Source organism: Streptomyces sp. NPDC088350 (assembly GCF_044753545.1).
In the GTDB taxonomy this organism is placed as follows: domain Bacteria; phylum Actinomycetota; class Actinomycetes; order Streptomycetales; family Streptomycetaceae; genus Streptomyces.
In genome coordinates this window covers 76,418-95,963 of record NZ_JBIVNL010000007.1, presented here as the reverse complement: position 1 = coordinate 95,963, position 19,546 = coordinate 76,418, and the positions used below count along the sequence as shown (strand labels likewise).

20 protein-coding genes are annotated in these 19,546 nt (G+C 69.1%); 8 read left to right on the top strand and 12 right to left on the bottom strand.

Annotation, left to right across the window (positions count from 1 at the left end; genetic code table 11):
- Positions 1–5: 5 nt before the first annotated feature.
- Positions 6–626 (bottom strand): heme-copper oxidase subunit III, encoded by a 621-nt coding sequence (locus tag ACIQBL_RS25030; RefSeq protein WP_019067823.1) that lies wholly within the window; start codon positions 624–626, stop codon positions 6–8.
- Between the two features lie 169 nt (positions 627–795).
- Here ACIQBL_RS25030 and ACIQBL_RS25025 point away from each other — a divergent pair, with 169 nt between their 5' ends.
- Entirely contained in the window at positions 796–1,197 is a 402-nt protein-coding gene (locus tag ACIQBL_RS25025; protein WP_401945156.1) for a hypothetical protein, read from the top strand.
- Positions 1,198–1,289: 92 nt separating this feature from the next.
- Here the strand turns inward: ACIQBL_RS25025 and ACIQBL_RS25020 are convergent, their stop codons facing one another.
- From ACIQBL_RS25020 to coxB, 4 genes are all read right to left on the bottom strand, one after another.
- Positions 1,290–2,552, bottom strand: a complete 1,263-nt coding sequence (locus ACIQBL_RS25020) for an Ig-like domain-containing protein (protein ID WP_401945155.1) — start codon at positions 2,550–2,552, stop codon at positions 1,290–1,292.
- Between the two features lie 130 nt (positions 2,553–2,682).
- The gene (locus ACIQBL_RS25015) at positions 2,683–3,081 is read right to left on the bottom strand and encodes a cytochrome c oxidase subunit 4 (protein WP_401945154.1); all 399 of its coding nucleotides are present in this window, start codon (positions 3,079–3,081) and stop codon (positions 2,683–2,685) included.
- Positions 3,078–4,814, bottom strand: a complete 1,737-nt coding sequence (ctaD, locus tag ACIQBL_RS25010) for a cytochrome c oxidase subunit I (RefSeq protein WP_401945153.1) — start codon at positions 4,812–4,814, stop codon at positions 3,078–3,080. Before ctaD ends, ACIQBL_RS25015 begins: the two co-directional genes overlap by 4 nt.
- Positions 4,811–5,770 (bottom strand): cytochrome c oxidase subunit II, encoded by a 960-nt coding sequence (coxB, locus tag ACIQBL_RS25005; RefSeq protein WP_019075805.1) that lies wholly within the window; start codon positions 5,768–5,770, stop codon positions 4,811–4,813. The genes ctaD and coxB overlap by 4 nt, the downstream gene beginning before the upstream one ends.
- A 286-nt stretch (positions 5,771–6,056) precedes the next feature.
- Here coxB and ACIQBL_RS25000 point away from each other — a divergent pair, with 286 nt between their 5' ends.
- Positions 6,057–7,427 carry a cysteine desulfurase/sulfurtransferase TusA family protein gene (locus tag ACIQBL_RS25000; protein ID WP_401945152.1) on the top strand — a complete coding sequence of 457 codons (1,371 nt, stop codon included), beginning with the start codon at positions 6,057–6,059 and terminating at the stop codon, positions 7,425–7,427.
- A 61-nt stretch (positions 7,428–7,488) separates the two neighbouring features.
- On the opposite strand, the gene ACIQBL_RS24995 is transcribed toward ACIQBL_RS25000, so the two are convergent.
- The gene (locus ACIQBL_RS24995; RefSeq protein ID WP_401945151.1) at positions 7,489–8,463 is read right to left on the bottom strand and encodes a carbohydrate kinase family protein; all 975 of its coding nucleotides are present in this window, start codon (positions 8,461–8,463) and stop codon (positions 7,489–7,491) included.
- A 131-nt stretch (positions 8,464–8,594) separates the two neighbouring features.
- Between ACIQBL_RS24995 and ACIQBL_RS24990 the strand changes: the two genes are divergently transcribed.
- Together ACIQBL_RS24990 and ACIQBL_RS24985 are read left to right on the top strand one after the other, a co-directional pair.
- A complete protein-coding gene (locus ACIQBL_RS24990; RefSeq protein WP_401945150.1) occupies positions 8,595–8,816 on the top strand; it encodes a hypothetical protein in 222 nt (73 codons plus the stop codon).
- Positions 8,817–9,018: 202 nt separating this feature from the next.
- Complete coding sequence (locus ACIQBL_RS24985; RefSeq protein ID WP_401945149.1) at positions 9,019–10,998, top strand: hypothetical protein; 1,980 nt, start codon at positions 9,019–9,021, stop codon at positions 10,996–10,998.
- A gap of 92 nt (positions 10,999–11,090) precedes the next feature.
- Here the strand turns inward: ACIQBL_RS24985 and ACIQBL_RS24980 are convergent, their stop codons facing one another.
- A complete protein-coding gene (locus ACIQBL_RS24980) occupies positions 11,091–11,447 on the bottom strand; it encodes an iron-sulfur cluster assembly accessory protein (RefSeq protein WP_019065032.1) in 357 nt (118 codons plus the stop codon).
- A gap of 288 nt (positions 11,448–11,735) precedes the next feature.
- Here ACIQBL_RS24980 and nadA point away from each other — a divergent pair, with 288 nt between their 5' ends.
- Entirely contained in the window at positions 11,736–12,920 is a 1,185-nt protein-coding gene (nadA, locus tag ACIQBL_RS24975; protein ID WP_401945148.1) for a quinolinate synthase NadA, read from the top strand.
- Positions 12,921–12,931: 11 nt separating this feature from the next.
- Here nadA and ACIQBL_RS24970 read toward each other — a convergent pair whose 3' ends face one another.
- From ACIQBL_RS24970 to ACIQBL_RS24955, 4 genes are all read right to left on the bottom strand, one after another.
- A complete protein-coding gene (locus tag ACIQBL_RS24970; RefSeq protein ID WP_401945147.1) occupies positions 12,932–13,618 on the bottom strand; it encodes a response regulator in 687 nt (228 codons plus the stop codon).
- On the bottom strand, positions 13,615–14,835 hold the full coding sequence (locus ACIQBL_RS24965) for a sensor histidine kinase (RefSeq protein WP_401945146.1): 1,221 nt from the start codon (positions 14,833–14,835) through the stop codon (positions 13,615–13,617). The genes ACIQBL_RS24970 and ACIQBL_RS24965 overlap by 4 nt, the downstream gene beginning before the upstream one ends.
- Before the next feature lie 132 nt (positions 14,836–14,967).
- On the bottom strand, positions 14,968–15,246 hold the full coding sequence (locus ACIQBL_RS24960) for a hypothetical protein (protein WP_401945145.1): 279 nt from the start codon (positions 15,244–15,246) through the stop codon (positions 14,968–14,970).
- A gap of 34 nt (positions 15,247–15,280) precedes the next feature.
- A complete protein-coding gene (locus ACIQBL_RS24955; RefSeq protein ID WP_401945144.1) occupies positions 15,281–16,090 on the bottom strand; it encodes a PspA/IM30 family protein in 810 nt (269 codons plus the stop codon).
- Between the two features lie 283 nt (positions 16,091–16,373).
- On the opposite strand from ACIQBL_RS24955, the gene ACIQBL_RS24950 reads away from it, so the two are divergent.
- Both ACIQBL_RS24950 and ACIQBL_RS24945 read left to right on the top strand, forming a co-directional pair.
- Entirely contained in the window at positions 16,374–17,012 is a 639-nt protein-coding gene (locus ACIQBL_RS24950) for a DUF3043 domain-containing protein (protein ID WP_401945761.1), read from the top strand.
- An 83-nt stretch (positions 17,013–17,095) separates the two neighbouring features.
- Positions 17,096–17,797 (top strand): class I SAM-dependent methyltransferase, encoded by a 702-nt coding sequence (locus ACIQBL_RS24945; protein ID WP_401945143.1) that lies wholly within the window; start codon positions 17,096–17,098, stop codon positions 17,795–17,797.
- Between the two features lie 129 nt (positions 17,798–17,926).
- Here the strand turns inward: ACIQBL_RS24945 and ACIQBL_RS24940 are convergent, their stop codons facing one another.
- Positions 17,927–18,139, bottom strand: a complete 213-nt coding sequence (locus tag ACIQBL_RS24940; RefSeq protein WP_401945142.1) for a hypothetical protein — start codon at positions 18,137–18,139, stop codon at positions 17,927–17,929.
- Between the two features lie 203 nt (positions 18,140–18,342).
- On the opposite strand from ACIQBL_RS24940, the gene ACIQBL_RS24935 reads away from it, so the two are divergent.
- Positions 18,343–19,545: a bifunctional adenosylcobinamide kinase/adenosylcobinamide-phosphate guanylyltransferase gene (locus ACIQBL_RS24935; protein WP_401945141.1), complete on the top strand. Its 1,203-nt coding sequence runs from the start codon at positions 18,343–18,345 to the stop codon at positions 19,543–19,545.
- The last annotated feature ends 1 nt before the right edge of the window (position 19,546 follow it).

The window sequence follows — 19,546 nt, the reverse complement described above, 5'->3', positions numbered from 1 at the left end:
CCCGACTACTTGATCAAGTAGATCGTGGCGAAGAGGCCGATCCAGACGACATCGACGAAGTGCCAGTAGTAGGACACGACGATGGCCGCGGTCGCCTGTTCGTGGGTGAACCTCTTCGCCGCGTAGGTGCGGCCGAGGACGAACAGGAAGGCGATGAGGCCGCCCGTCACGTGCATGCCGTGGAAGCCGGTGGTCAGGTAGAACACCGAGCCGTACGGGTCGGAGGACAGCGACAGGCCGTCCTTCTTCACCAGCTCCGTGTACTCGAAGATCTGACCGCCGATGAAGATCGCACCCATCACGAACGTGATGATGAACCAGCCCCTGAGCTTCTTCACGTCCCCGCGCTCGGCGGCGAAGACGCCGAGCTGGCAGGTGAGGGAGGAGAGCACCAGGATCGTGGTGTTGGTCGCGGAGAACGGAAGGTTGAGATGGCTCGCCATCTCCTTCCAGTGATCCGGACCGGTCACCGATCGCAGGGTGAAGTACATCGCGAAGAGGGCCGCGAAGAACATCAGCTCGGAACTCAGCCAGATGATGGTTCCGACGCTGGTGAGGTTCGGCCGGTTGACCGACGGGTGCGCGTGCCCGGTTTCTACTGTCGTTGCTGTCGCCACGACCGACATTATGTCGGTCGCTTATCCCGCCCTCACTCCGGGGGGTGCCGTTCGGAGTGTTCGCAGCGTGTGTACTGCCCGGATGGCCCATCGCAGGCGTGTTCCCACAGGTGTTGACGGGGTGTTCAAGGGAGTAGCATCCGCGCAACGGACCTTGGAACGGACCTTCGGAGGAAGCATGCAGCCGACCGCCACGGTGCTGGTCTACAGCGATGACTCCAACACCCGCGAGCAAGTGCGGCTTGCCACCGGGCGCAGGCCGGCTCCGGACGCGCCGTTGGTCGAGTTCCTGGAGTGCGCGACGCAGGCTGCGGTCGTCAAAGAGCTGGACCGGGGTGGGATCGACGTCTGTGTCTTCGACGGGGAGTCCGTGCCGATGGGTGGCATGGGGTTGTGCCGGCAGGTGAAGGACGAGATCTTCAACTGCCCGCCGGTGCTTGTGCTTATCGGGCGGCCTCAGGATGCGTGGCTGGCCACGTGGAGCCGGGCGGACGCCGCGGTGACCTTGCCGGTGGACCCTGTCGAGTTCGCGGCGTCGCTCGCTGCTCTGTTGCGTGAGAAGCGGGCTTTGAGCGCCTAGTGGGGTGGGATGCGGGGTTCTTGGCGACTGCGGGCCCGTTGTGGCTGGTCGCGCAGTTCCCCGCGCCCCTGGGTGGGTCACCTCCAGGTGGGTCACACTGACTCGGGGCGAAGTCTCGCCGCGTCTTCGGGCCTGGGACCATCCGGGGTTCCGCCTACCAGCGCGCTGCCGCCCCGCCAGTTCTTCCAGCCGAGGTTCCAGTCGCCGTAGCCGTTGCCGAAGGGTTCCATTTCGTCGCCGTTGGAGTTGACGACCTTGACGACGTCGCCCTCGTGGATGGTGTCGAAGAACCACTCGGCGTTGCTGGTGCTCATGCCGGTGCAGCCGTGGCTGACGTTCTCGGAGCCCTGGGCGCCCACGGACCAGGGGGCGGCGTGGACGTACTCGCCGCTCCAGGTGACGCGGGTCGCGTAGTACACGGGGAGGTCGTACGAGTCCGAGGAGCCCTCGGAGATGCCGACGGTGGTACCGCGCATCCGTACGAAGTACTCCTTGCCCAGTACGACCTTGACGCCGTTTCGGGTCTCGAAGCCGGGCTTGCCGGTGGTGACGGGGATCTCGTTGATCTCCTCGCCGTTCTTGTAGACCGTCATCTCGTGGGACGAGGCGTCCGTCACGGCGATGATCTTGTCGCCCGTGGTGAGTTTGAGCGGCTTGGACTTGCCGCCCCAGAGGCGGTCGCTGATCTTCACGCCGTCGAGGTCGCTGTGGACCTGGATGGTGGCGTGGGCGGGCCAGTACTCCTTGGGGCGGTAGTGGAGCGTCTCGTCGTCCACCCAGTGCCAGGCGCCCTCCACGGCGGGCGTGGAGTCCACTCTGAGGGCGCGTTCCACGATGGCCCGCTGTGCCTTGTCCTTGACGGGCTTGTTCAGTTCGGCGGTGACCGGCTGGCCGACGCCGTACTTGCCCGCGTCCGGACCGAACTTCACCGTCAGGCTCTTCTTGGTCGTCGGCTTCGTGGTGTCGAAGGTGAGGACCTTGCGGCCGGGGGCGCCGTCCTCGTCCTCGGTGCTCACCCGCACCGTGTAGTGGGCGTTGGCGGCCAGCGGGGAGGTGCTGCGCCAGTGACTGCCGTCGGCGGCGAGTTCGCCCGTGACGTAGCGCCCCATGGCGTCCATGGCCGTGACATCCGTGATGCGCCCGTCGTCACCGGAGGCGGTGACCACCAGGGGCTTGTCGGGGTCGGCCTTCTTGCCCTTGCCGGACGGGCCGTTGAAGGAGATCTGCCCCGCCGCGTCGTACGGCTTGGCCGACAGCGGGTTGCCGTCGGATCCGCAGCCGGTGATGCCCGCGCCGAGCGAGATCACCAGCAGGGTGCAGCCGACGACGGTGCGGGTGCGCGGTGTGTGGCTCATGAGCCGAGGCTATGAAGCTTCGTCAAGCTCGGCGCGGTGGGTAACTCGGACGAGGGACCCACGTTGCGGCAGAAGCAGGAGCCCGGACCCTCCTGACGGAGTGTCCGGGCTCCCGGCCGTGCGGTGCGTGCTACTGGGTGCGGTTCTCACCGCGGTAGTACTCGAAGACCCAGCCGTACAGGCCGATCATGATGATCGGGGCGGAGAAGTACAGCAGCCACCAGCCGATCGCGATCGACAGGAAGGCCAGCGCGCCGCCGACACCGAGGGCGAGGGGCTGCCAGCTGTGCGGGCTGAAGAAGCCCACCTCGCCGGCCTCGTCCGCGACGTCGGCCTCCTTGTCGTCCTGCGCCAGCGTGTCGATCCGCCGGGCCGTGAAGCCCAGGTAGAAGCCGACCATGACGCACAGGCCGAAGGCCATGAAGAGGGCCGTGGTACCGGCCGCCTCCTTGGACCAGACGCCGTAGACGACCGCCATGACCAGCACGAAGACGGCCAGCCACATGAACATCCTGCCCTGGACCTTCACTTGCCCGCCTCCTTGCCGCCAGTGAGGGCCTTGTCACCGTGATGCGCGTTCTCGAGCTGGTCGAGGGCGGCGATCTCGGGGTGGTGCAGGTCGAACGCCGGGGATTCGCTGCGGATCCGGGGGAGGGTGAGGAAGTTGTGCCGCGGGGGCGGGCACGAGGTCGCCCACTCCAGCGAACGGCCGTAGCCCCACGGGTCGTCGACCTCGACCTTCTTGCCGTACTTGGCCGTCTTCCACACGTTGTAGAGGAACGGCAGGATCGACAGGCCGAGCAGGAAGGAGCTGATCGTCGAGATCGTGTTCAGGGCGGTGAAGCCGTCGGCCGCGAGGTAGTCCGCGTAACGACGGGGCATGCCCTCGGCACCCAGCCAGTGCTGGACCAGGAAGGTGCCGTGGAAGCCGATGAACAGCGTCCAGAAGGTGATCTTGCCGAGGCGCTCGTCGAGCATCTTGCCGGTCATCTTCGGCCACCAGAAGTGGAAGCCGGAGAACATCGCGAACACGACCGTGCCGAAGACCACGTAGTGGAAGTGGGCGACGACGAAGTACGAGTCCGAGACGTGGAAGTCCATCGGCGGCGAGGCCAGGATGACGCCCGTGAGACCACCGAAGGTGAAGGTGATCAGGAAGCCCGTCGCCCAGAGCATCGGGGTCTCGAAGCTCAAGGACCCCTTCCACATGGTTCCGATCCAGTTGAAGAACTTCACGCCGGTGGGTACGGCGATGAGGAACGTCATGAAGGAGAAGAACGGCAGGAGGACTCCGCCGGTGACGTACATGTGGTGGGCCCACACCGTCACGGACAGGCCGGCGATGGAGATGGTCGCGGCGACCAGGCCCATGTAGCCGAACATCGGCTTGCGGGAGAAGACCGGGATGACCTCGGAGATGATGCCGAAGAACGGCAGGGCGATGATGTACACCTCTGGATGGCCGAAGAACCAGAAGAGGTGTTGCCACAGCAACGCACCGCCGTTCGCGGCGTCGAAGACGTGTGCCCCGAATTTTCGATCCGCCTCCAGCGCGAACAGCGCGGCGGCGAGGACCGGGAAGGCCAGCAGGACCAGGACGGCGGTCAGCAGGACGTTCCACACGAAGATCGGCATGCGGAACATCGTCATGCCCGGTGCGCGCATGCAGATGATCGTGGTGATGAAGTTGACCGCGCCGAGGATCGTGCCGAAGCCGGAGAAGGCCAGACCCATGATCCACATGTCGGCGCCGATACCCGGCGAGCGGACCGCGTCCGACAGCGGGCTGTAGGCGAACCAGCCGAAGTCGGCCGCGCCCTGCGGGGTGAGGAAGCCGCCCACCGCGATGGTCGAGCCGAACAGGTAGAGCCAGTAGGCGAACATGTTCAGCCGCGGGAACGCCACGTCGGGCGCGCCGATCTGCAGCGGCATGATCCAGTTCGTGAAACCGGCGAACAGCGGCGTCGCGAACATCAGCAGCATGATCGTGCCGTGCATCGTGAACGCCTGGTTGAACTGCTCGCTCGACATGATCTGCAGACCGGGCCGTGCCAGCTCGGCGCGCATCAGCAGCGCCATGACGCCGCCGATCAGGAAGAACGCGAACGACGTGACCAGATACAGCGTGCCGATCGTCTTGTGGTCGGTGGTGGTGAGCCACTTGATCACGACGTTGCCGGGTTGCTTGCGCCTTACCGGCAGCTCATCCGCGTAGTGGGACTCTGCTGCCGCGGCACCCTGAGGTTCGTTGAGGATGCTCACAGGTTGTTCGTCTCCCGGTTCTTCTCGTGGCTCGTCTGCGCGATGCCAGCGGGGATGTAACCGGTCTGCCCCTTCTTGGCGAGGTCCTTGAGGTGCTGCTGGTAGCGCTCCGGCGAGACGACCTTCACGTTGAACAGCATCCGGGAGTGGTCGACGCCGCAGAGCTCGGCGCACTTGCCGAGGTAGGTGCCCTCCTTGGTGGGGGTCACCTGGAAGGCGTTGGTGTGACCCGGGACGACGTCCATCTTCATCAGGAACGGCACCACCCAGAAGTCGTGGATGACGTCACGTGAGGTGAGGACGAAGCGGACCGTCTCGCCCTTGGGGAGCCAGAGGGTCGGACCCGGGTTGCCGGTCTGCGGGTTCTTCGTGGCGGGCGTACCGACGTCGTAGACACCGCCGGCGTTCGCCGGGAAGTCCTTCTTGAACCGGTCCGGGATCGCGGCCAGGTTCTTGTCGGTCGTCGCGTCGCCACTGACACCGTCGACGTTCTCGATGTAGTTGAAGCCCCAGCTCCACTGGAAGCCGACGACGTTGACCGTCACGTCGGGCTTCTTGTCGAGGCTCAGGAGCTTCGTCTCGTCGCGGGCGGTGAAGTAGAACAGCACCGAGACGATGATGAGCGGAACAACCGTGTACAGCGCCTCGATGGGCATGTTGTACCGGGTCTGCGGGGGGATCTCGACCTTGGTGCGGCTGCGCCTGTGGAACACGACGCTCCACATGATCAGGGCCCACACCAGGACGCCGACGGCGAGCGCGGCAGCCCAGGATCCCTGCCACAGGGAGAGGATCCGCGGACCCTCCTCCGTGGTCGGGGTGGGGAAACCAAGGCGAGGGAAGTCCTTGGATGTGCAACCGGTCGCGGTCGCCAGGACCAGGCCCGCAGTCATTGCCTGCAGCAGCTTCCGCCGCATCGGGCGCCGCGGCGAGCGGTCGGAGCCGTTGGGACTCACGTAGCGCCTTCCCGAGAGTCTCGCCCGCGCGGATTGGCTGCGGCCTGCCTTCACGCGGGTCGGTCGCCGCCCTGCGTCGGGCAGGGGTTTGGATGTTTATGCGGACCAAACCCTAGCCGACGCCCTCCGGGGGTTCGCGGGGAGGGTGGCATACGCGTCGCCCGTTACTCCTTGCGCCTAATAGCTCGGGGGTTCAGGTGATTTGGGCGGGTGCGGGTGCGTTGTGGTTGCTCGCGCAGTTCCCCGCGCCCCTAACGAAAGCCCAGGTCCGCTTTAACGTTGCGGTGTGTCCTACTTCGATGCTGCCTCCAGTCATCCCCTTCATCCCGTCGCGCGGCAGGCGCTGTTGGCGTCTCTGGACGAGGGGTGGGCGGATCCTGCTCGGCTGTACCGGGAGGGGCGCAAGGCTCGGTTGCTGCTGGATGCTGCACGTGAGGCTGCCGCCGAGGCCGTCGGGTGCCGGGCTGACGAGCTCGTCTTCACCGCCTCCGGTACTCGGGCCGTGCATACCGGTATCGCTGGGGCGTTGGCGGGGCGGCGGCGCGTCGGGCGTCACCTGATCGTGTCAGCGGTTGAACACTCTTCCGTGCTCCATTCGGCCGAGGCGCTGGTCGCGGAGGGCGGTTCGTCGACCGAGGTTCCCGTGGACCGTACGGGGGCGGTGAGCGTCGCGGCCTACGCCGATGCCCTGCGGTCGGACACCGCGCTGGCCTGTCTCCAGTCGGCCAACCACGAGGTGGGGACGGTGCAGCCGGTCGCCGAGGTGGCCGAGGCGTGCCGGGCGGTCGGGGTGCCCTTGCTGGTCGACGCGGCGCAGTCGCTGGGGTGGGAACGGGTCGAGGGCGCGTGGTCGCTGCTCGCGGCCAGCGCGCACAAGTGGGGCGGACCGGCGGGGGTCGGGCTGCTGGCGGTGCGGAAGGGGGTGCGCTTCGCGCCTCAAGGACCCGTCGACGAACGGGAGTCGGGGCGCGCCACCGGGTTCGAGAACATCCCGGCCGTCGTGGCCGCGGCGGCCTCACTGCGCGCGGTGCGCACGGAGGCGGCCCAGGAGGCGCTACGGCTACGGGAACTGACGGAGCGGATCCGGGCGCGGGTGCCGCGGCTGGTGCCGGGCGTGTCCGTGGTCGGCGATCCGGTGCGGCGACTGCCCGGGATCGTCACCTTCTCCTGTCTCTATGTCGACGGAGAGACACTCCTCCACGAACTGGACCGCGCCGGTTTCTCCGTCTCCTCCGGCTCGTCCTGCACGAGCAGCACGCTGACGCCCAGCCATGTGCTGAAGGCGATGGGGGTGCTGAGTGAGGGGAATGTGCGGGTGTCGTTGCCGAGGGGTGCGCTGGAGGAGGACGTCGAGCGGTTCCTCGCGGTGTTGCCGGGCGCGGTGGCGGGGGTGCGGGAGAAGCTGGGGGCGGCAACGCCCGTGACAGTCGTAGAGGAGGAGTTCTCGCTCGTCGTGGACGCCCTCGGGAAGCGGTGCCCGATCCCGGTCATCGAGCTCGCCAAGGTCATCGGCGCTGTCCCGGTCGGCGGCACGGTCAAGGTCCTGTCAGACGACGAGGCCGCACGACTGGACATCCCGGCATGGTGCGAGATGCGGGGCCAGGAGTACGTGGGTGAAGAGGAGGGCCCGGCGTACGTAATCCGCCGGGTGAGTTGAGCGCCCCTTCAGGGGCGCGGGGAACTGCGCGACCAGCCCCCACGCACCCGCACCCGACGAATCAGCCCAGGTGCTTACGTACTTCCACCGCCGCTTCGTCGCCATACGCCTTGGTGAACCGGTCCAAGAAGTGCGCCCGCCGCAACTGGTACTCCTGCGTACCCACCGTCTCGATGACGAGAGTCGCAAGCATGCAGCCCACCTGCGCCGCCCGCTCCAGCGAAACCCCCCACGCCAGCCCCGAGAGGAACCCCGCCCGGAACGCGTCGCCGACACCCGTGGGATCGGCCTTGCGCTCCTCTTCCGCGCAGCCGACCTCGATCGGGTCCGCGCCGACCTTCTCGATACGGACACCGCGCGAGCCGAGGGTGGTGACGCGGTGGCCGACCCTGGACAGGATCTCCTCGTCGCTCCAGCCGGTCTTGGACTCGATGAGGCCCTTCTCGTACTCGTTCGAGAAGAGGTACGCCGAACCGTCCAGCAGGATGCGGATGTCGTCGCCCTCCATGCGCGCGATCTGCTGGGAGAAGTCGGCGGCGAAGGGGATGGACCGGGTACGGCACTCCTCCGTGTGGCGGAGCATCGCCTCGGGGTCGTCGGCGCCGATCAGGACCAGGTCGAGGCCGCCCACGCGGTCGGCGACGGTCTTCAGCTCGATCTGGCGGGCTTCGCTCATGGCGCCGGTGTAGAAGGAGCCGATCTGGTTGTGGTCGGAGTCGGTGGTGCACACGAAACGGGCGGTGTGCAGCGTCTCCGAGATGCGGACCGAGTCCGTGTCGACGCCGTGGCGGTCGAGCCAGTCGCGGTACTCGGCGAAGTCGGAGCCGGCGGCGCCGACCAGGATCGGCGTGGTGCCGAGCTGGCCCATGCCGAAGGCGATGTTGGCGCCGACGCCGCCCCGGCGTACGTCGAGGTTGTCGACCAGGAAGGAGAGCGACACCGTGTGCAGCTGGTCCGCGACCAGCTGGTCGGCGAAGCGGCCGGGGAAGGTCATGAGGTGGTCGGTGGCGATGGAGCCGGTGACTGCGATGCGCACGGCGAGGACTCTCCTGAGGGAGGCTGCGTTGACAGTTCACGCTACCCGGTCGGCGCGGCGGCTCTGAAGCGGCCAAAACTACCCGATAGTAGATCTTTCTTCGCGAGCTCAAGCGTGCCTACGGTGCCGCTATGACGAACCTCAAGTTCCCCGGCCCCACTCCGGCCCACCTCGAAGGTGAAGGTGAGGCCGATCTGGCGGCGCTGCGCGGCGACTGTGCCCGGATGGCTCCCCACTGGACGGTTCCCGACCGGATCGTTTCCCTTCCGGTGTCCCCGTCACTCATCCACGGCGTGTCCGTGCCGTCGAAGTCCGCCCGGCTGCTGGACGGGATGTCCGAGTACGGCGACTGAGGAGCACGGCGACCGAGCGGAGCCGGTCGCATCAAACGGAGCCGTTCGACTTGATCGGCGCGCTCCGGGAACCGTGCGCTCCCCCGCTGCGTCCCATCGCCGTCCCCCGTAAAGGGGATGCGGGATACGACCCTTCCGCCCGGCCCTTTGACAGGGCCGGGTCAGGGTCAAGGGACAGTTGCGCAGCCGAAGGAGCGATGCGGTGAACACCGAGCGACCCGACAACGACGACACGACCGGCGCCTCCGGTGACGTGCGGGGCGTGGGGGACGCCGCGAAGGGCTCCGCGAAGGGGCCCGAGGTCGACGAGACCGGGGTCGGCGGGGACATGGCCGATGGCGGAGCGTCCGGTGCCGGGACCGGTCGTGGCGAAGTGGCCGGTTCTACGGTGTCCGGCGCGGAGGGCGGTCCTGGTCGGGGGGACGCGACGGAGCCCAGGGCGTCCGACGTAGACGCAGACCTCGCGGAAGCAAGCGACCCGCCGGAGTCCGGCACGGAGGCCGGACGGTCGGAGGCCGGACGGTCGGAGGCCGGACCGTCGGAGACCGGACCGTCGGAGACCGGACCGTCGCAGGCCGGACCGTCGGAGGAACCGGAGAAACCAGAGGAGCCGGAGGAGATCAGCCTCGCCGCATCCGGCGCCGAGGCCGCCCCACCGGAACACCCCGCCCCCGCCACACCTCCCGACACCGATCTACCCCTGCCCGACCGCTCCCCCGACACCGACGACACGCACCCGGCGCGATCACGATCCCGCTCCCCCCTGGTCATCGCGTCCGTGGCCGCCGCCGTACTCCTCGTCGGAGGCGGCGGGGCGTACCTCGCGTCGTCCTCGTCCGTTTCCGGGAGTTCAGGGGACGGGACGGGATCCGCGGCCTCCGGCGCCGACGGGACTCCCCCGCCGCTCGCGCTCGACGGGTACGCCTCGGGCGGTACGAGCGGGATCGCGTCCGGGGAGCCGAATCCGTACGGCGAGACGTACAAGGCCGCCGGCAAGCTGCCCGGTGGGCCGGAATCCGCTGCCGTCTATTCGCCCCGGGGTGACGTCGCCAAGGACGACGTGGTCCGGCTCGCGAAGGCGCTCGGTGTGAGTGGGACGCCGGTGGCCGAGGGGCAGTACTGGAAGGTCGGCGGGCAGGACGGGAGCGGGCCGAGTCTGCAGGTGAACAAGGCGGCGCCGGGCATGTGGACGTTCAGCCGCTACGCGCCCGGCACCGACAACTGCACCGACACCCTCAAGTGCGCCCACGATCCCGGTACTTCCAGCACCAGCCCGGTGAGTGTCGCCGTCGCGGAGAAGGCCGCCGCCCCGGTCCTCAAGGCCGTCGGCCAGGACGACGCGAAGGTCGACGCGAGCCAACTCATGGGCGCGCAGCGGGTGGTGAACGCCGAGCCGGTGATCGGCGGGCTGCCCACGCACGGGTGGACCACCGGGCTCACCGTCGGCGCCCAGGGTGAAGTCGTCGGCGGGAGTGGGCAGTTGGCGGTGCCGGTGAAGGGTGACGTCTATCCGGTGCTGAGCGCGAAGAAGACTCTGGACCTGATGAACGCCGCGCCGAAGACCGACCACCGCATGGGCATCGGCGGTTGCGCCAGTCCCGTACCGCTGAAGGACCGGCTGGAAGAGCCCTGCGGATCGTCGACCGGCTCCCCCGCGACACCGACGCCGACGCAGGCTTCCGCGACCGTCGAGCACGCGGTGTTCGGGCTCGCCGCGCACTCCGTGAACGGGAAGCAGACGCTCGTGCCGTCCTGGCTGTTCGAGGTGCGGGAGGCGAGCGGGCAGGACGGTTTCACGGTGACGTATCCGGCGATCGATCCGCAGTACCTGACCTCGGCCGGCACGTCTGCGCCCACCCCCACTTCGACCTCGTCGGCGGCGTCGCGTGACGTCAAGGTGGACGGTTACTCGGCCGACGGGAAGAGCCTCACCGTGGCCTTCACCGGCGGGGTGTGCGCGGACTACAAGGCCGCGGCCGTGGAGGGGTCGGACCAGGTGACCGTCACGGTGACCGCGACGCCCTGGCCGAACAAGATCTGCATCATGATCGCCAAGATCTACCACCAGACCGTGCGGTTGAAGGCGCCGCTCGGCGACCGGAAGGTCGTGGGGTCGGACGGCAAGGCGATCCCCGTGGAGACCGTACGGAAGGTGGGGGCCGGGCCCTCGCTGGCCCGGTAACCGGCGCGCGCGCAGCGGAGAAGCCCGAAGGCGGCGGCCCTGTCGGAGGGGGCCGCCGCCTTCGTTCCGCTCAGTCGCGCGACGCGTCAGGCTTAGCTGAACGAGTCGCCGCAGGCGCAGGAGCCCGTCGCGTTCGGGTTGTCGATCGTGAAGCCCTGCTTCTCGATGGTGTCGACGAAGTCGATGGAGGCGCCGCCCAGGTACGGGGCGCTCATGCGGTCGGTGACGACCTTGACACCGCCGAAGTCCTTGACGACATCGCCGTCGAGGGAGCGCTCGTCGAAGAAGAGCTGGTAGCGCAGGCCCGAGCAGCCACCGGGCTGCACGGCGACGCGCAGGGCCAGGTCCTCCCGGCCTTCCTGGTCGAGCAGGGCCTTGACCTTCGCCGCGGCGGCGTCGGACAGAAGGATGCCGTCGGTGACGGTGCTGGTCTCGTCCGATACGGACATCTACATCTCTCCCGGGTTGTACGGAGACTGCTTGCCGACGATGTCAACCGCCGGGGCCGTGGATTCATTCCGGGCCGCGCCCGGTGTCTTTCCCCCGGCACCTCTCTCCATGCTCGCACACCCCCGCAAGGTCCCCCGCTGAGCGAACTCCGAGCGAACTCCGAGCGCGTACCGGGATTGATGTCACATCGACGCTATGGGCATCGTCAAACTGACGTGAAGCAGTTATGATAGATAACGTCAATTCGACGAAAAGGCTTGTCTGTCAGAAAAGAAAGGGTGCGTGTCGTGACCACCGCCCAGACCCAGGAGCTCGACGTACAGCCGACGCCCCTCGCCCTGCTGCTTCTCGGCCGTGAGGCCGACCCGAGGAGCGAGCGCGGCGTCGAGTGTCCCGGTGACCTGCCCTCGCCGTCCGACCCGGATCTGGTCGAGCGGGCCCGTGCGGCCAAGGAGAAGCTCGGTGACAAGGTCTTCGTGCTCGGCCATCACTACCAGCGCGACGAGGTCATCCAGTTCGCCGACGTCACGGGCGACTCCTTCAAGCTGGCCCGGGACGCCGCCGCGCGCCCCGAGGCCGAGTACATCGTGTTCTGCGGTGTGCACTTCATGGCGGAGTCCGCGGACATCCTGACCGGCGACGACCAGAAGGTCGTCCTGCCGGACCTCGCGGCCGGCTGCTCGATGGCCGACATGGCCACCGCCGAGCAGGTCGCCGAGTGCTGGGACGTGCTGACCGAGGCCGGCATAGCCGAGCGGGTCGTGCCCGTCTCGTACATGAACTCGTCCGCGGACATCAAGGCGTTCACGGGCAAGCACGGCGGCACGATCTGCACCTCCTCGAACGCCGAGCGGGCCCTTGAGTGGGCCTTCGAGCAGGGCGAGAAGGTCCTGTTCCTTCCCGACCAGCACCTGGGCCGCAACACCGCGGTGCGGGATCTCGGCCTGTCCCTTGAGGACTGCGTCCTCTACAACCCCCACAAGCCGAACGGCGGGCTGACCGTCGACCAGCTGCGCGCCGCCAAGATGATCCTGTGGCGCGGCCACTGCTCGGTGCACGGCCGCTTCTCGCTGGAGTCCGTCGAGGACGTCCGCGCCCGCATCCCCGGGGTCAACGTCCTCGTCCACCCCGAGTGCAAGCACGAGGTCGTGTCGGCGGCGGACTACGTCGGGTCGACGGAGTACATCATCAAGGCACTTGAGGCCGCTCCGGCCGGTTCCAAGTGGGCCATCGGCACCGAGCTGAATCTCGTACGACGGCTCGCGAACCGTTTCGCGCCCGAGGGCAAGGAGATCGTCTTCCTCGACAAGACGGTCTGCTTCTGCTCGACGATGAACCGCATCGACCTCCCCCACCTGGTCTGGACCCTGGAGTCCCTCGCCGAGGGCAACCTGGTCAACCGCATCGAGGTGGACAAGGAGACGGAGGCGTTCGCCAAGCTGGCGCTGGAGCGCATGCTGGCGCTGCCGTAGACGTCTCAGTTCTACTCCACCCGCGGCCGGACCAGCCCCGACTCGTAGGCGATGACGACGAGTTGGGCCCGGTCGCGGGCGCCCAGTTTGGACATGGCGCGGTTGACGTGGGTCTTCACCGTCAGCGGGCTGACTTCGAGGCGTTCGGCGATCTCGTCGTTCGAGAGGCCGCCGGCGACCTGGACGAGGACCTCGCGTTCGCGGACGGTGAGGGCTTCGAGGCGTTCGGCGCGGGCGGGGTCGCGGTCGTCGTCCGCCGCGCCGCCCTGGGCGAGGAAGCGGGCGATCAGGCCCTTGGTCGCCACCGGGGACAGCAGGGCTTCCCCTGCCGCCGCGACCCTGATCGCGCTGAGGAGTTCCTCGGGTTCCGAGCCCTTGCCGAGGAAGCCGGAGGCGCCCGCGCGCAGCGACTGCACGACGTAGTCGTCGACCTCGAACGTCGTCAGGATGACCACCCGGACGTGGGCGAGGGACGGGTCGGCGCTGATCATGCGGGTGGCGGCGAAGCCGTCCGTGCCGGGCATCCGGATGTCCATCAGCACGACGTCGGCCCGCTGCTCCTTCGCCAGCCGTACGGCCTCCGCGCCGTCCGAGGCCTCTCCCACGACCTCCATGTCGGGCTCGGAGTCGACGAGTACGCGGAAGGCACTGCGCAGCAGGGCCTGGTCGTCGGCGAGCAGGACACGGATCGTCGTCATACGGGGTCCCCCGAAGCGCGTGGGCGGGTCTTGACGGGCAGGATCGCATGGACGCGGAAGCCGCCCCCGTACCGGGGACCGGTGGTGAGGGTGCCGCGCAGGGCGGTGACGCGCTCGCGCATGCCGAGCAGGCCGTGGCCGCCGCCGGAGTCGGGGTCCTCGTCCTCGCCGGAGCCGTTGTCGAGGACGGTGACCTCCACGTTCGGGCCCACACGTACGACGCTGACCTCGGCCTTCGCCTCCGTACCGGCGTGCTTCTGGACGTTGGTGAGGGCTTCCTGGATGACGCGGTAGGCGGCGAGGTCGACGGCGGCGGGGAGGGTGGTGCCGTTGTCCGCGCGGGCGACCTCGACGTGCAGGCCCGCGCTGCGGAAGGTGCCGGCGAGTTCTTCGAGACGGTCCAGGCCCGGGGCCGGTTCGGTGGGGGCCTCGGGATCGCCGGACTGGCGCAACAGGCCGACGGTGGCGCGGAGTTCGTTGAGCGCGGAGCGGCTGGCCTCGCGGACGTGGGCGAGGGCTTCCTTGGCCTGGTCGGGGCGCTTGTCCATGACGTGCGCGGCGACGCCGGCCTGGACGTTGACCAGGGCGATGTGGTGGGCGACGACGTCGTGCAGGTCGCGGGCGATGCGCAGGCGTTCCTCGGCGACGCGGCGGCGGGCCTCCTCCTCGCGGGTGCGTTCCGCCCGTTCGGCGCGCTCGCGGATGGCGTGCACGAACTCCTTGCGGCTGCGTACGGCGTCGCCCGCGGCGGCGGCCATGCCGGTCCAGGCGAAGATGCCGAGGTTCTCCTGGGCGTACCAGGGGAGGGGGCCGCCGAGCATCGCGGCGCCGGTCAGCACGGTCATCGTGAGCAGACCGACCCGGATTGTGGTGGCGCGGTCGGTGGTGACCGCGACGGTGAACAGGGCGACCACGGCGCCCATCGCGACCGGGGCGCGGGGGTCGCTGGTGACGCTCTCGACGAGGGAGGCGGTGCCGGTGACGGCGAGGACCGTCATGGGGGCGTAGCGGCGGAAGACGAGCGCGGCGGCGCCGACCGTCATCATGACCAGGCTGAGCGGGTCCGGGGTGCGGATGCCCCAGCTGACGCCGTGCCCTCCGTGCGGGTCCACGAACGACCCGGCCACCATGCACACGAGCACTGCGGCGGCGAGGGCCGCGTCCAGCGCGGAGGGGTGCGCCTTCGCTTGGCAGCGGGCTCGGTCGAGAACGCTCATTCTGGCACCGTATGGCGTCCCTCCCGGGGGCTGCGCCCCCAGACCCCCCTTAGGCCCTGGAGGGGCCTGGTCCTCAAACGCCGGACGGGCTGGATTGTGCCGGCCGACGCTGAAATGCGCACAAAGGAGCGGTCACCCCGGGATCAAGCCGTCGTCGCTCAGCAGGTCCCGGACCTCCTCCAGGGTCGCGTCCTCGGCCGGGAGGATGAGTTCCGACGGCTCCAGGGAGTCGTCCGGCAGGGGCTCGCCCAGCTCGCGGACCTTGGCCAGGAGGGCCTGGAGGGTCTGCCGGAAGGCGGGGCCGTCGCCGTTCTGTATGTCCGTCAGGAGTACGTCGTCCAACTTGTTCAGCTCGGTGAGGTGGCTGTCGGCCAGCCTCACCTGCCCCTCCCCCATGATCCGTACGATCATGTCGCCCTCCTCAGGCGTGGGCCGTCACATCAGGTCACTGCTTGTCGAAGCGCGGAGTGTCCTGCGGCTGAGCCGACGCATTCGACTGCGACTGGGACTGGTCCTTGCCGCCTTCGATCGCCTGCTGCTGCGCCGACGAGCCGCCGGCCAGCTCCGCCTTCATGCGCTGGAGTTCCAGCTCTACATCCGTACCACCCGACAGCCGTTCCAGCTCGGCCTGGATGTCGTCCTTGGCCATGCCGGTGGGGTCGTCGAGGGCGCCGGAGGCGAGCAGTTCGTCGATGGCGCCGGCGCGGGCCTGGAGCTGCTGGGTCTTGTCCTCGGCGCGCTGGATCGCGAGCCCGACGTCGCCCATCTCCTCGGAGATGCCGCTGAAGGCCTCGCCGATCCGGGTCTGCGCCTGGGCCGCCGTGTACGTGGCCTTGATGGTCTCCTTCTTCGTACGGAAGGCGTCCACCTTGGCCTGGAGGCGCTGGGCCGCGAGGGTGAGCTTCTCCTCCTCGCCCTGGAGGGTGGTGTGCTGCGTCTCCAGGTCCGTCACCTGCTGCTGGAGCGCGGCGCGGCGCGAGAGTGCCTCGCGGGCCAGATCCTCACGGCCGAGGGCGAGCGCCTTGCGGCCCTGGTCCTCCAGCTTCGAGGACTGCGACTGCAGCTGGTTGAGCTGGAGCTCCAGACGCTTGCGGGAGGTGGCGACGTCGGCCACTCCCCGGCGCACCTTCTGAAGCAGCTCCAGCTGCTTCTGGTACGAGTAATCGAGGGTTTCGCGCGGGTCCTCGGCCCGGTCAAGGGCCTTGTTCGCCTTCGCGCGGAAGATCATCCCCATACGCTTCATGACACCGCTCATGGGCTTCGCGCGCCCCCTTCTGACGGACTCCAGCTCCAGCGACTGCAACAGAACCCACAGTACGGGCCCTGCATCCATTACCGCACTGTTCGGGGACTGATGCGGTCATCCCCAAGGACGACTGCCTACGGTCCCGCTCCGGCGTAAGGAGTAGGTGTTCCCCGGGTAACACCCCGGGTACCTCTCCGGACAACCACCCGGATCAGCGCCCGGGCCGACCGTCTGCAGCGTTCCCCTTGTCCCCCTACAGACGACCGGTGTTGCCGGATCGTTCCCCAGGGGACTGGGGTCCAACCCCGTCCACCCCGTAAGCTTGGCTTTTGTGTTCCGTAGCCGTTCCAAGGAAGAGAAGGCCGCGACCGCCGACAAGGCGTCGCCGACCGACTCCAAGCAGCCCCGAGACCCTCAGGCACCGAAGGGTCGGCCCACGCCCAAGCGCAGTGAGTCGCAGACCCAGCGCCGGAGCGTCGCCAACACCTCGATGACGCGCAAGGACGCCTCCAAGCGCCAGCGCGACGAGCGGCGTGCGGCGATGGAGAGGCAGCGCACCGCGCTGGCCACCGGTGACGAGCGGTACCTGCCCGCGCGTGACAAGGGCCCGGTCCGCAGGTTCGGGCGTGACTACGTCGACTCGCGCATCAACATCGCCGAGTTCTTCCTGCCGCTGGCCGTGGTGATCCTCGTGCTCAGCGTGGTGCGGGTGGGCGCGCTGCAGAGCATCGCGCTGCTGCTGTGGCTCGTGGTGATCGTGCTGATCGTGGTCGACTCCTTCTGGAGCGCGTTCCGGCTGCGCAAGCTGCTCGCCGAGCGCTTCCCGGGCCAGAACACCAAGGGCACGGTCCGCTACGCGCTGATGCGCTCCCTCCAGATGCGTCGACTCCGGCTGCCGAAGCCGCTGGTCAAGCGCGGAGAGAAGCCCTGAGCGCGGACTCCTTCTCCGGGGGCGCGGCGGACGCCTGGCTGAGCAGGCTGGGCGGGCTGCGGGATGTCGTACGACAGGAACTGGTGGCCCGGCAGCTCGACGAGCAGATAGCCGGCCGGTATCCCGTCGGGCAGCGGCTGCGGGTGCTCGACGTCGGGATGGGCCAGGGCACGCAGGCGCTGCGGCTGGCCCGGGCCGGACACCAGGTGACCGGGCTGGAACAGGAACCGAGGATGATCGCCGCGGCCCGCGAGGCGCTGTCCGGCGAGCCCGAGGGCATCCGGGAGCGGGTGCGGATCATCGAGGGCGACGGCCGGGACACGGGCGTGCACTTCCTGCCGGGCAGCTTCGACGTCGTGCTCTGTCATGGCGTACTCATGTACGTGTCCGAGCCCGATCCGCTGCTCGCGGGTCTTGCGCGGATGCTGGCGCCGGGCGGCCTGCTGTCGCTTCTCGTGCGGAACGCCGACGCGCTGGCGATGCGGCCCGGACTCTCCTGGGACTGGGCGGGCGCGCTGACCGCGTTCGACTCGACGGCCTATCGCAACCGGCTGGGCCTCGATGTGCGGGCGGACCGGCTGGACACCCTCACCGCTACGCTGGCGGGGATCGGGGCGCCGTTGCAGTCCTGGTACGGGGTGCGGGTCTTCACCGACACCGCTTCCGAGGGCGTCGAGATCCCGGCGGACCTCGCGCCGCTGCTGGCCGCCGAGGAGCGGGCGGGGCGGACGGATCCGTATCGGGCGGTGGCCGCGCTGCTGCATCTGTGCGGCGTGCGGGGCTGATCGCACATCCGTTCGGGTGGGCAGTGCGGGCCGGATATTCACCCCAAAGAGACACTCGCGGAATGGGGAACGAGGCGGGGGCGGCCGGTGATTCTCCGGCCGCCCCCGACCTCTTTGGCCTACGACGGGTTACGCGTCCTCGGCGTGCAGGCTCATCGGACCGTAGATCTGCGTGCCGTCCTCGAAGAGGAACACCTGGTCCGCGCCGCCTGCGACGAGGTCCTTCCAGATCTCGCCGAGCCAGGACTCCGCGTCGCCCTGTGTGGTGAACTCCTCCGGCTGTACCGCCGGTTCGACCTCGGTCCCGTCGGACTTCTCGAACCGCCAGATCCATGCCGCCATGTACGCCTCCAAGGTCTGAGCGTATGCAGACCAGCAGCGTATGCGCTCCGCCGGGTTGGCCGTGATCATGTTCCGGAAGTTCTTGGTCTGCGGGCCGGTGGGGGCTGATCGCGCCCCGCGGCGGAGCCGCACATGTCACAGCCCCGCGCCCCTATGTGGGACCAGGGCGCGCATGTTCACCGGTGAACGGCGAAAATCAGCCCGTGGAACTCACTCTGCTCGGCACCGGTGCCCCCGCTGGACTCCCCCGCCTCGACTGTCCCTGTGCGGCCTGTGCCGTTTCGCTCGGGGTGGATGCTCGGGCTGCTACCGCCGTGCTCGTGGACGGGACGCTGTTGCTCGATCTGACGCCGGGGGCGGCCTTTGCCGCCGCGCGGGCGGGGCATTCGCTCGGAGGTGTGCGGCAGGTGTTGTTGTCGCATCCGCACGACGGGCCGCCGGTGGAGGTGCCGGCGGGGCTGCCGCAGCCGGGGCGGGTGCCGGACGGGCGGGAGCTGGCGCTGCTGACGGGGCATCGGGTGCGGGCGGTGGCGATGGACGCGCCCGGTACCGGGTACGCCGTCACCGGCCCCGACGGGCAGCGGGTGCTGTATCTGCCGCCGGGGGGCGCGCCGGCCGGGTTGGAGGAGGGGAACGGCGGCTCGTACGACATGGTGCTCGCCGATGTCGTGGGGCGGCCGGACGCGCTCGCCAAGCTGCGGGCGGTGGGGGCGATGGGGCCGACCACCGATGTCGTCGCCGTGCATCTCGATCACGATGTGGCGCCGGGGGCCGAGTTGGCGCGGCGGCTGGCGGCCGTGGGGGCGCGGGCCGTGCCGGACGGGACGACGCTGACCGTGGGGGTGTACGAGGACGTGCCCGATGTGCCGCGGCGGACGCTGGTCCTTGGCGGGGCGCGGTCCGGGAAGTCGGCGGAGGCCGAGCGGCGGTTGGAGGCCTTCCCTGACGTGCTGTACGTCGCCACCGGCGGCTCGCGCAAAGGGGACACCGAGTGGGCCTCCCGGGTCTCCGCGCACCGGGAACGGCGGCCGGGCTCGTGGCGTACGGCGGAGACGTGCGACCTGGTGCCGTTGCTGGCCGAGGACGGGCCGCCGCTGCTCGTCGACTGTCTGTCGCTGTGGCTGACGGACGCGATGGACTCCGTGGGGGCCTGGGACGACACGGAGTGGGGGGACGGCGGGGAGAAGCAACTACGGGAGCGGGTACGGGAGTTGACGGCGGCCGTGCGTGCCACGCGGCGGACCCTCGTCGCCGTGTCGAACGAGGTGGGCTCGGGGATCGTGCCGGCGACCGCGTCCGGGCGCCGGTACCGGGACGAGCTGGGGCGGTTGAACGCCGCGATCGCCGGTGAGTGCGAGCACGTGTTGTTGGTGGTGGCGGGGCAGGCGCTCAAGCTGCGCGGCTAGG

Bases quoted from the DNA above. Each gene is read 5' to 3' on its own strand.
- ACIQBL_RS25030 (WP_019067823.1), bottom strand. From the start codon at position 626: ATGTCGGTCGTGGCGACAGCAACGACAGTAGAAACCGGGCACGCGCAC.
- ACIQBL_RS25025 (WP_401945156.1), top strand. From the start codon at position 796: ATGCAGCCGACCGCCACGGTGCTGGTCTACAGCGATGACTCCAACACC.
- ACIQBL_RS25020 (WP_401945155.1), bottom strand. From the start codon at position 2,552: ATGAGCCACACACCGCGCACCCGCACCGTCGTCGGCTGCACCCTGCTG.
- ACIQBL_RS24990 (WP_401945150.1), top strand. From the start codon at position 8,595: ATGACGAACCTCAAGTTCCCCGGCCCCACTCCGGCCCACCTCGAAGGT.
- ACIQBL_RS24980 (WP_019065032.1), bottom strand. From the start codon at position 11,447: ATGTCCGTATCGGACGAGACCAGCACCGTCACCGACGGCATCCTTCTG.
- ACIQBL_RS24970 (WP_401945147.1), bottom strand. From the start codon at position 13,618: ATGACGACGATCCGTGTCCTGCTCGCCGACGACCAGGCCCTGCTGCGC.
- ACIQBL_RS24965 (WP_401945146.1), bottom strand. From the start codon at position 14,835: ATGAGCGTTCTCGACCGAGCCCGCTGCCAAGCGAAGGCGCACCCCTCC.
- ACIQBL_RS24960 (WP_401945145.1), bottom strand. From the start codon at position 15,246: ATGATCGTACGGATCATGGGGGAGGGGCAGGTGAGGCTGGCCGACAGC.
- ACIQBL_RS24955 (WP_401945144.1), bottom strand. From the start codon at position 16,090: ATGAGCGGTGTCATGAAGCGTATGGGGATGATCTTCCGCGCGAAGGCG.
- ACIQBL_RS24940 (WP_401945142.1), bottom strand. From the start codon at position 18,139: ATGGCGGCATGGATCTGGCGGTTCGAGAAGTCCGACGGGACCGAGGTC.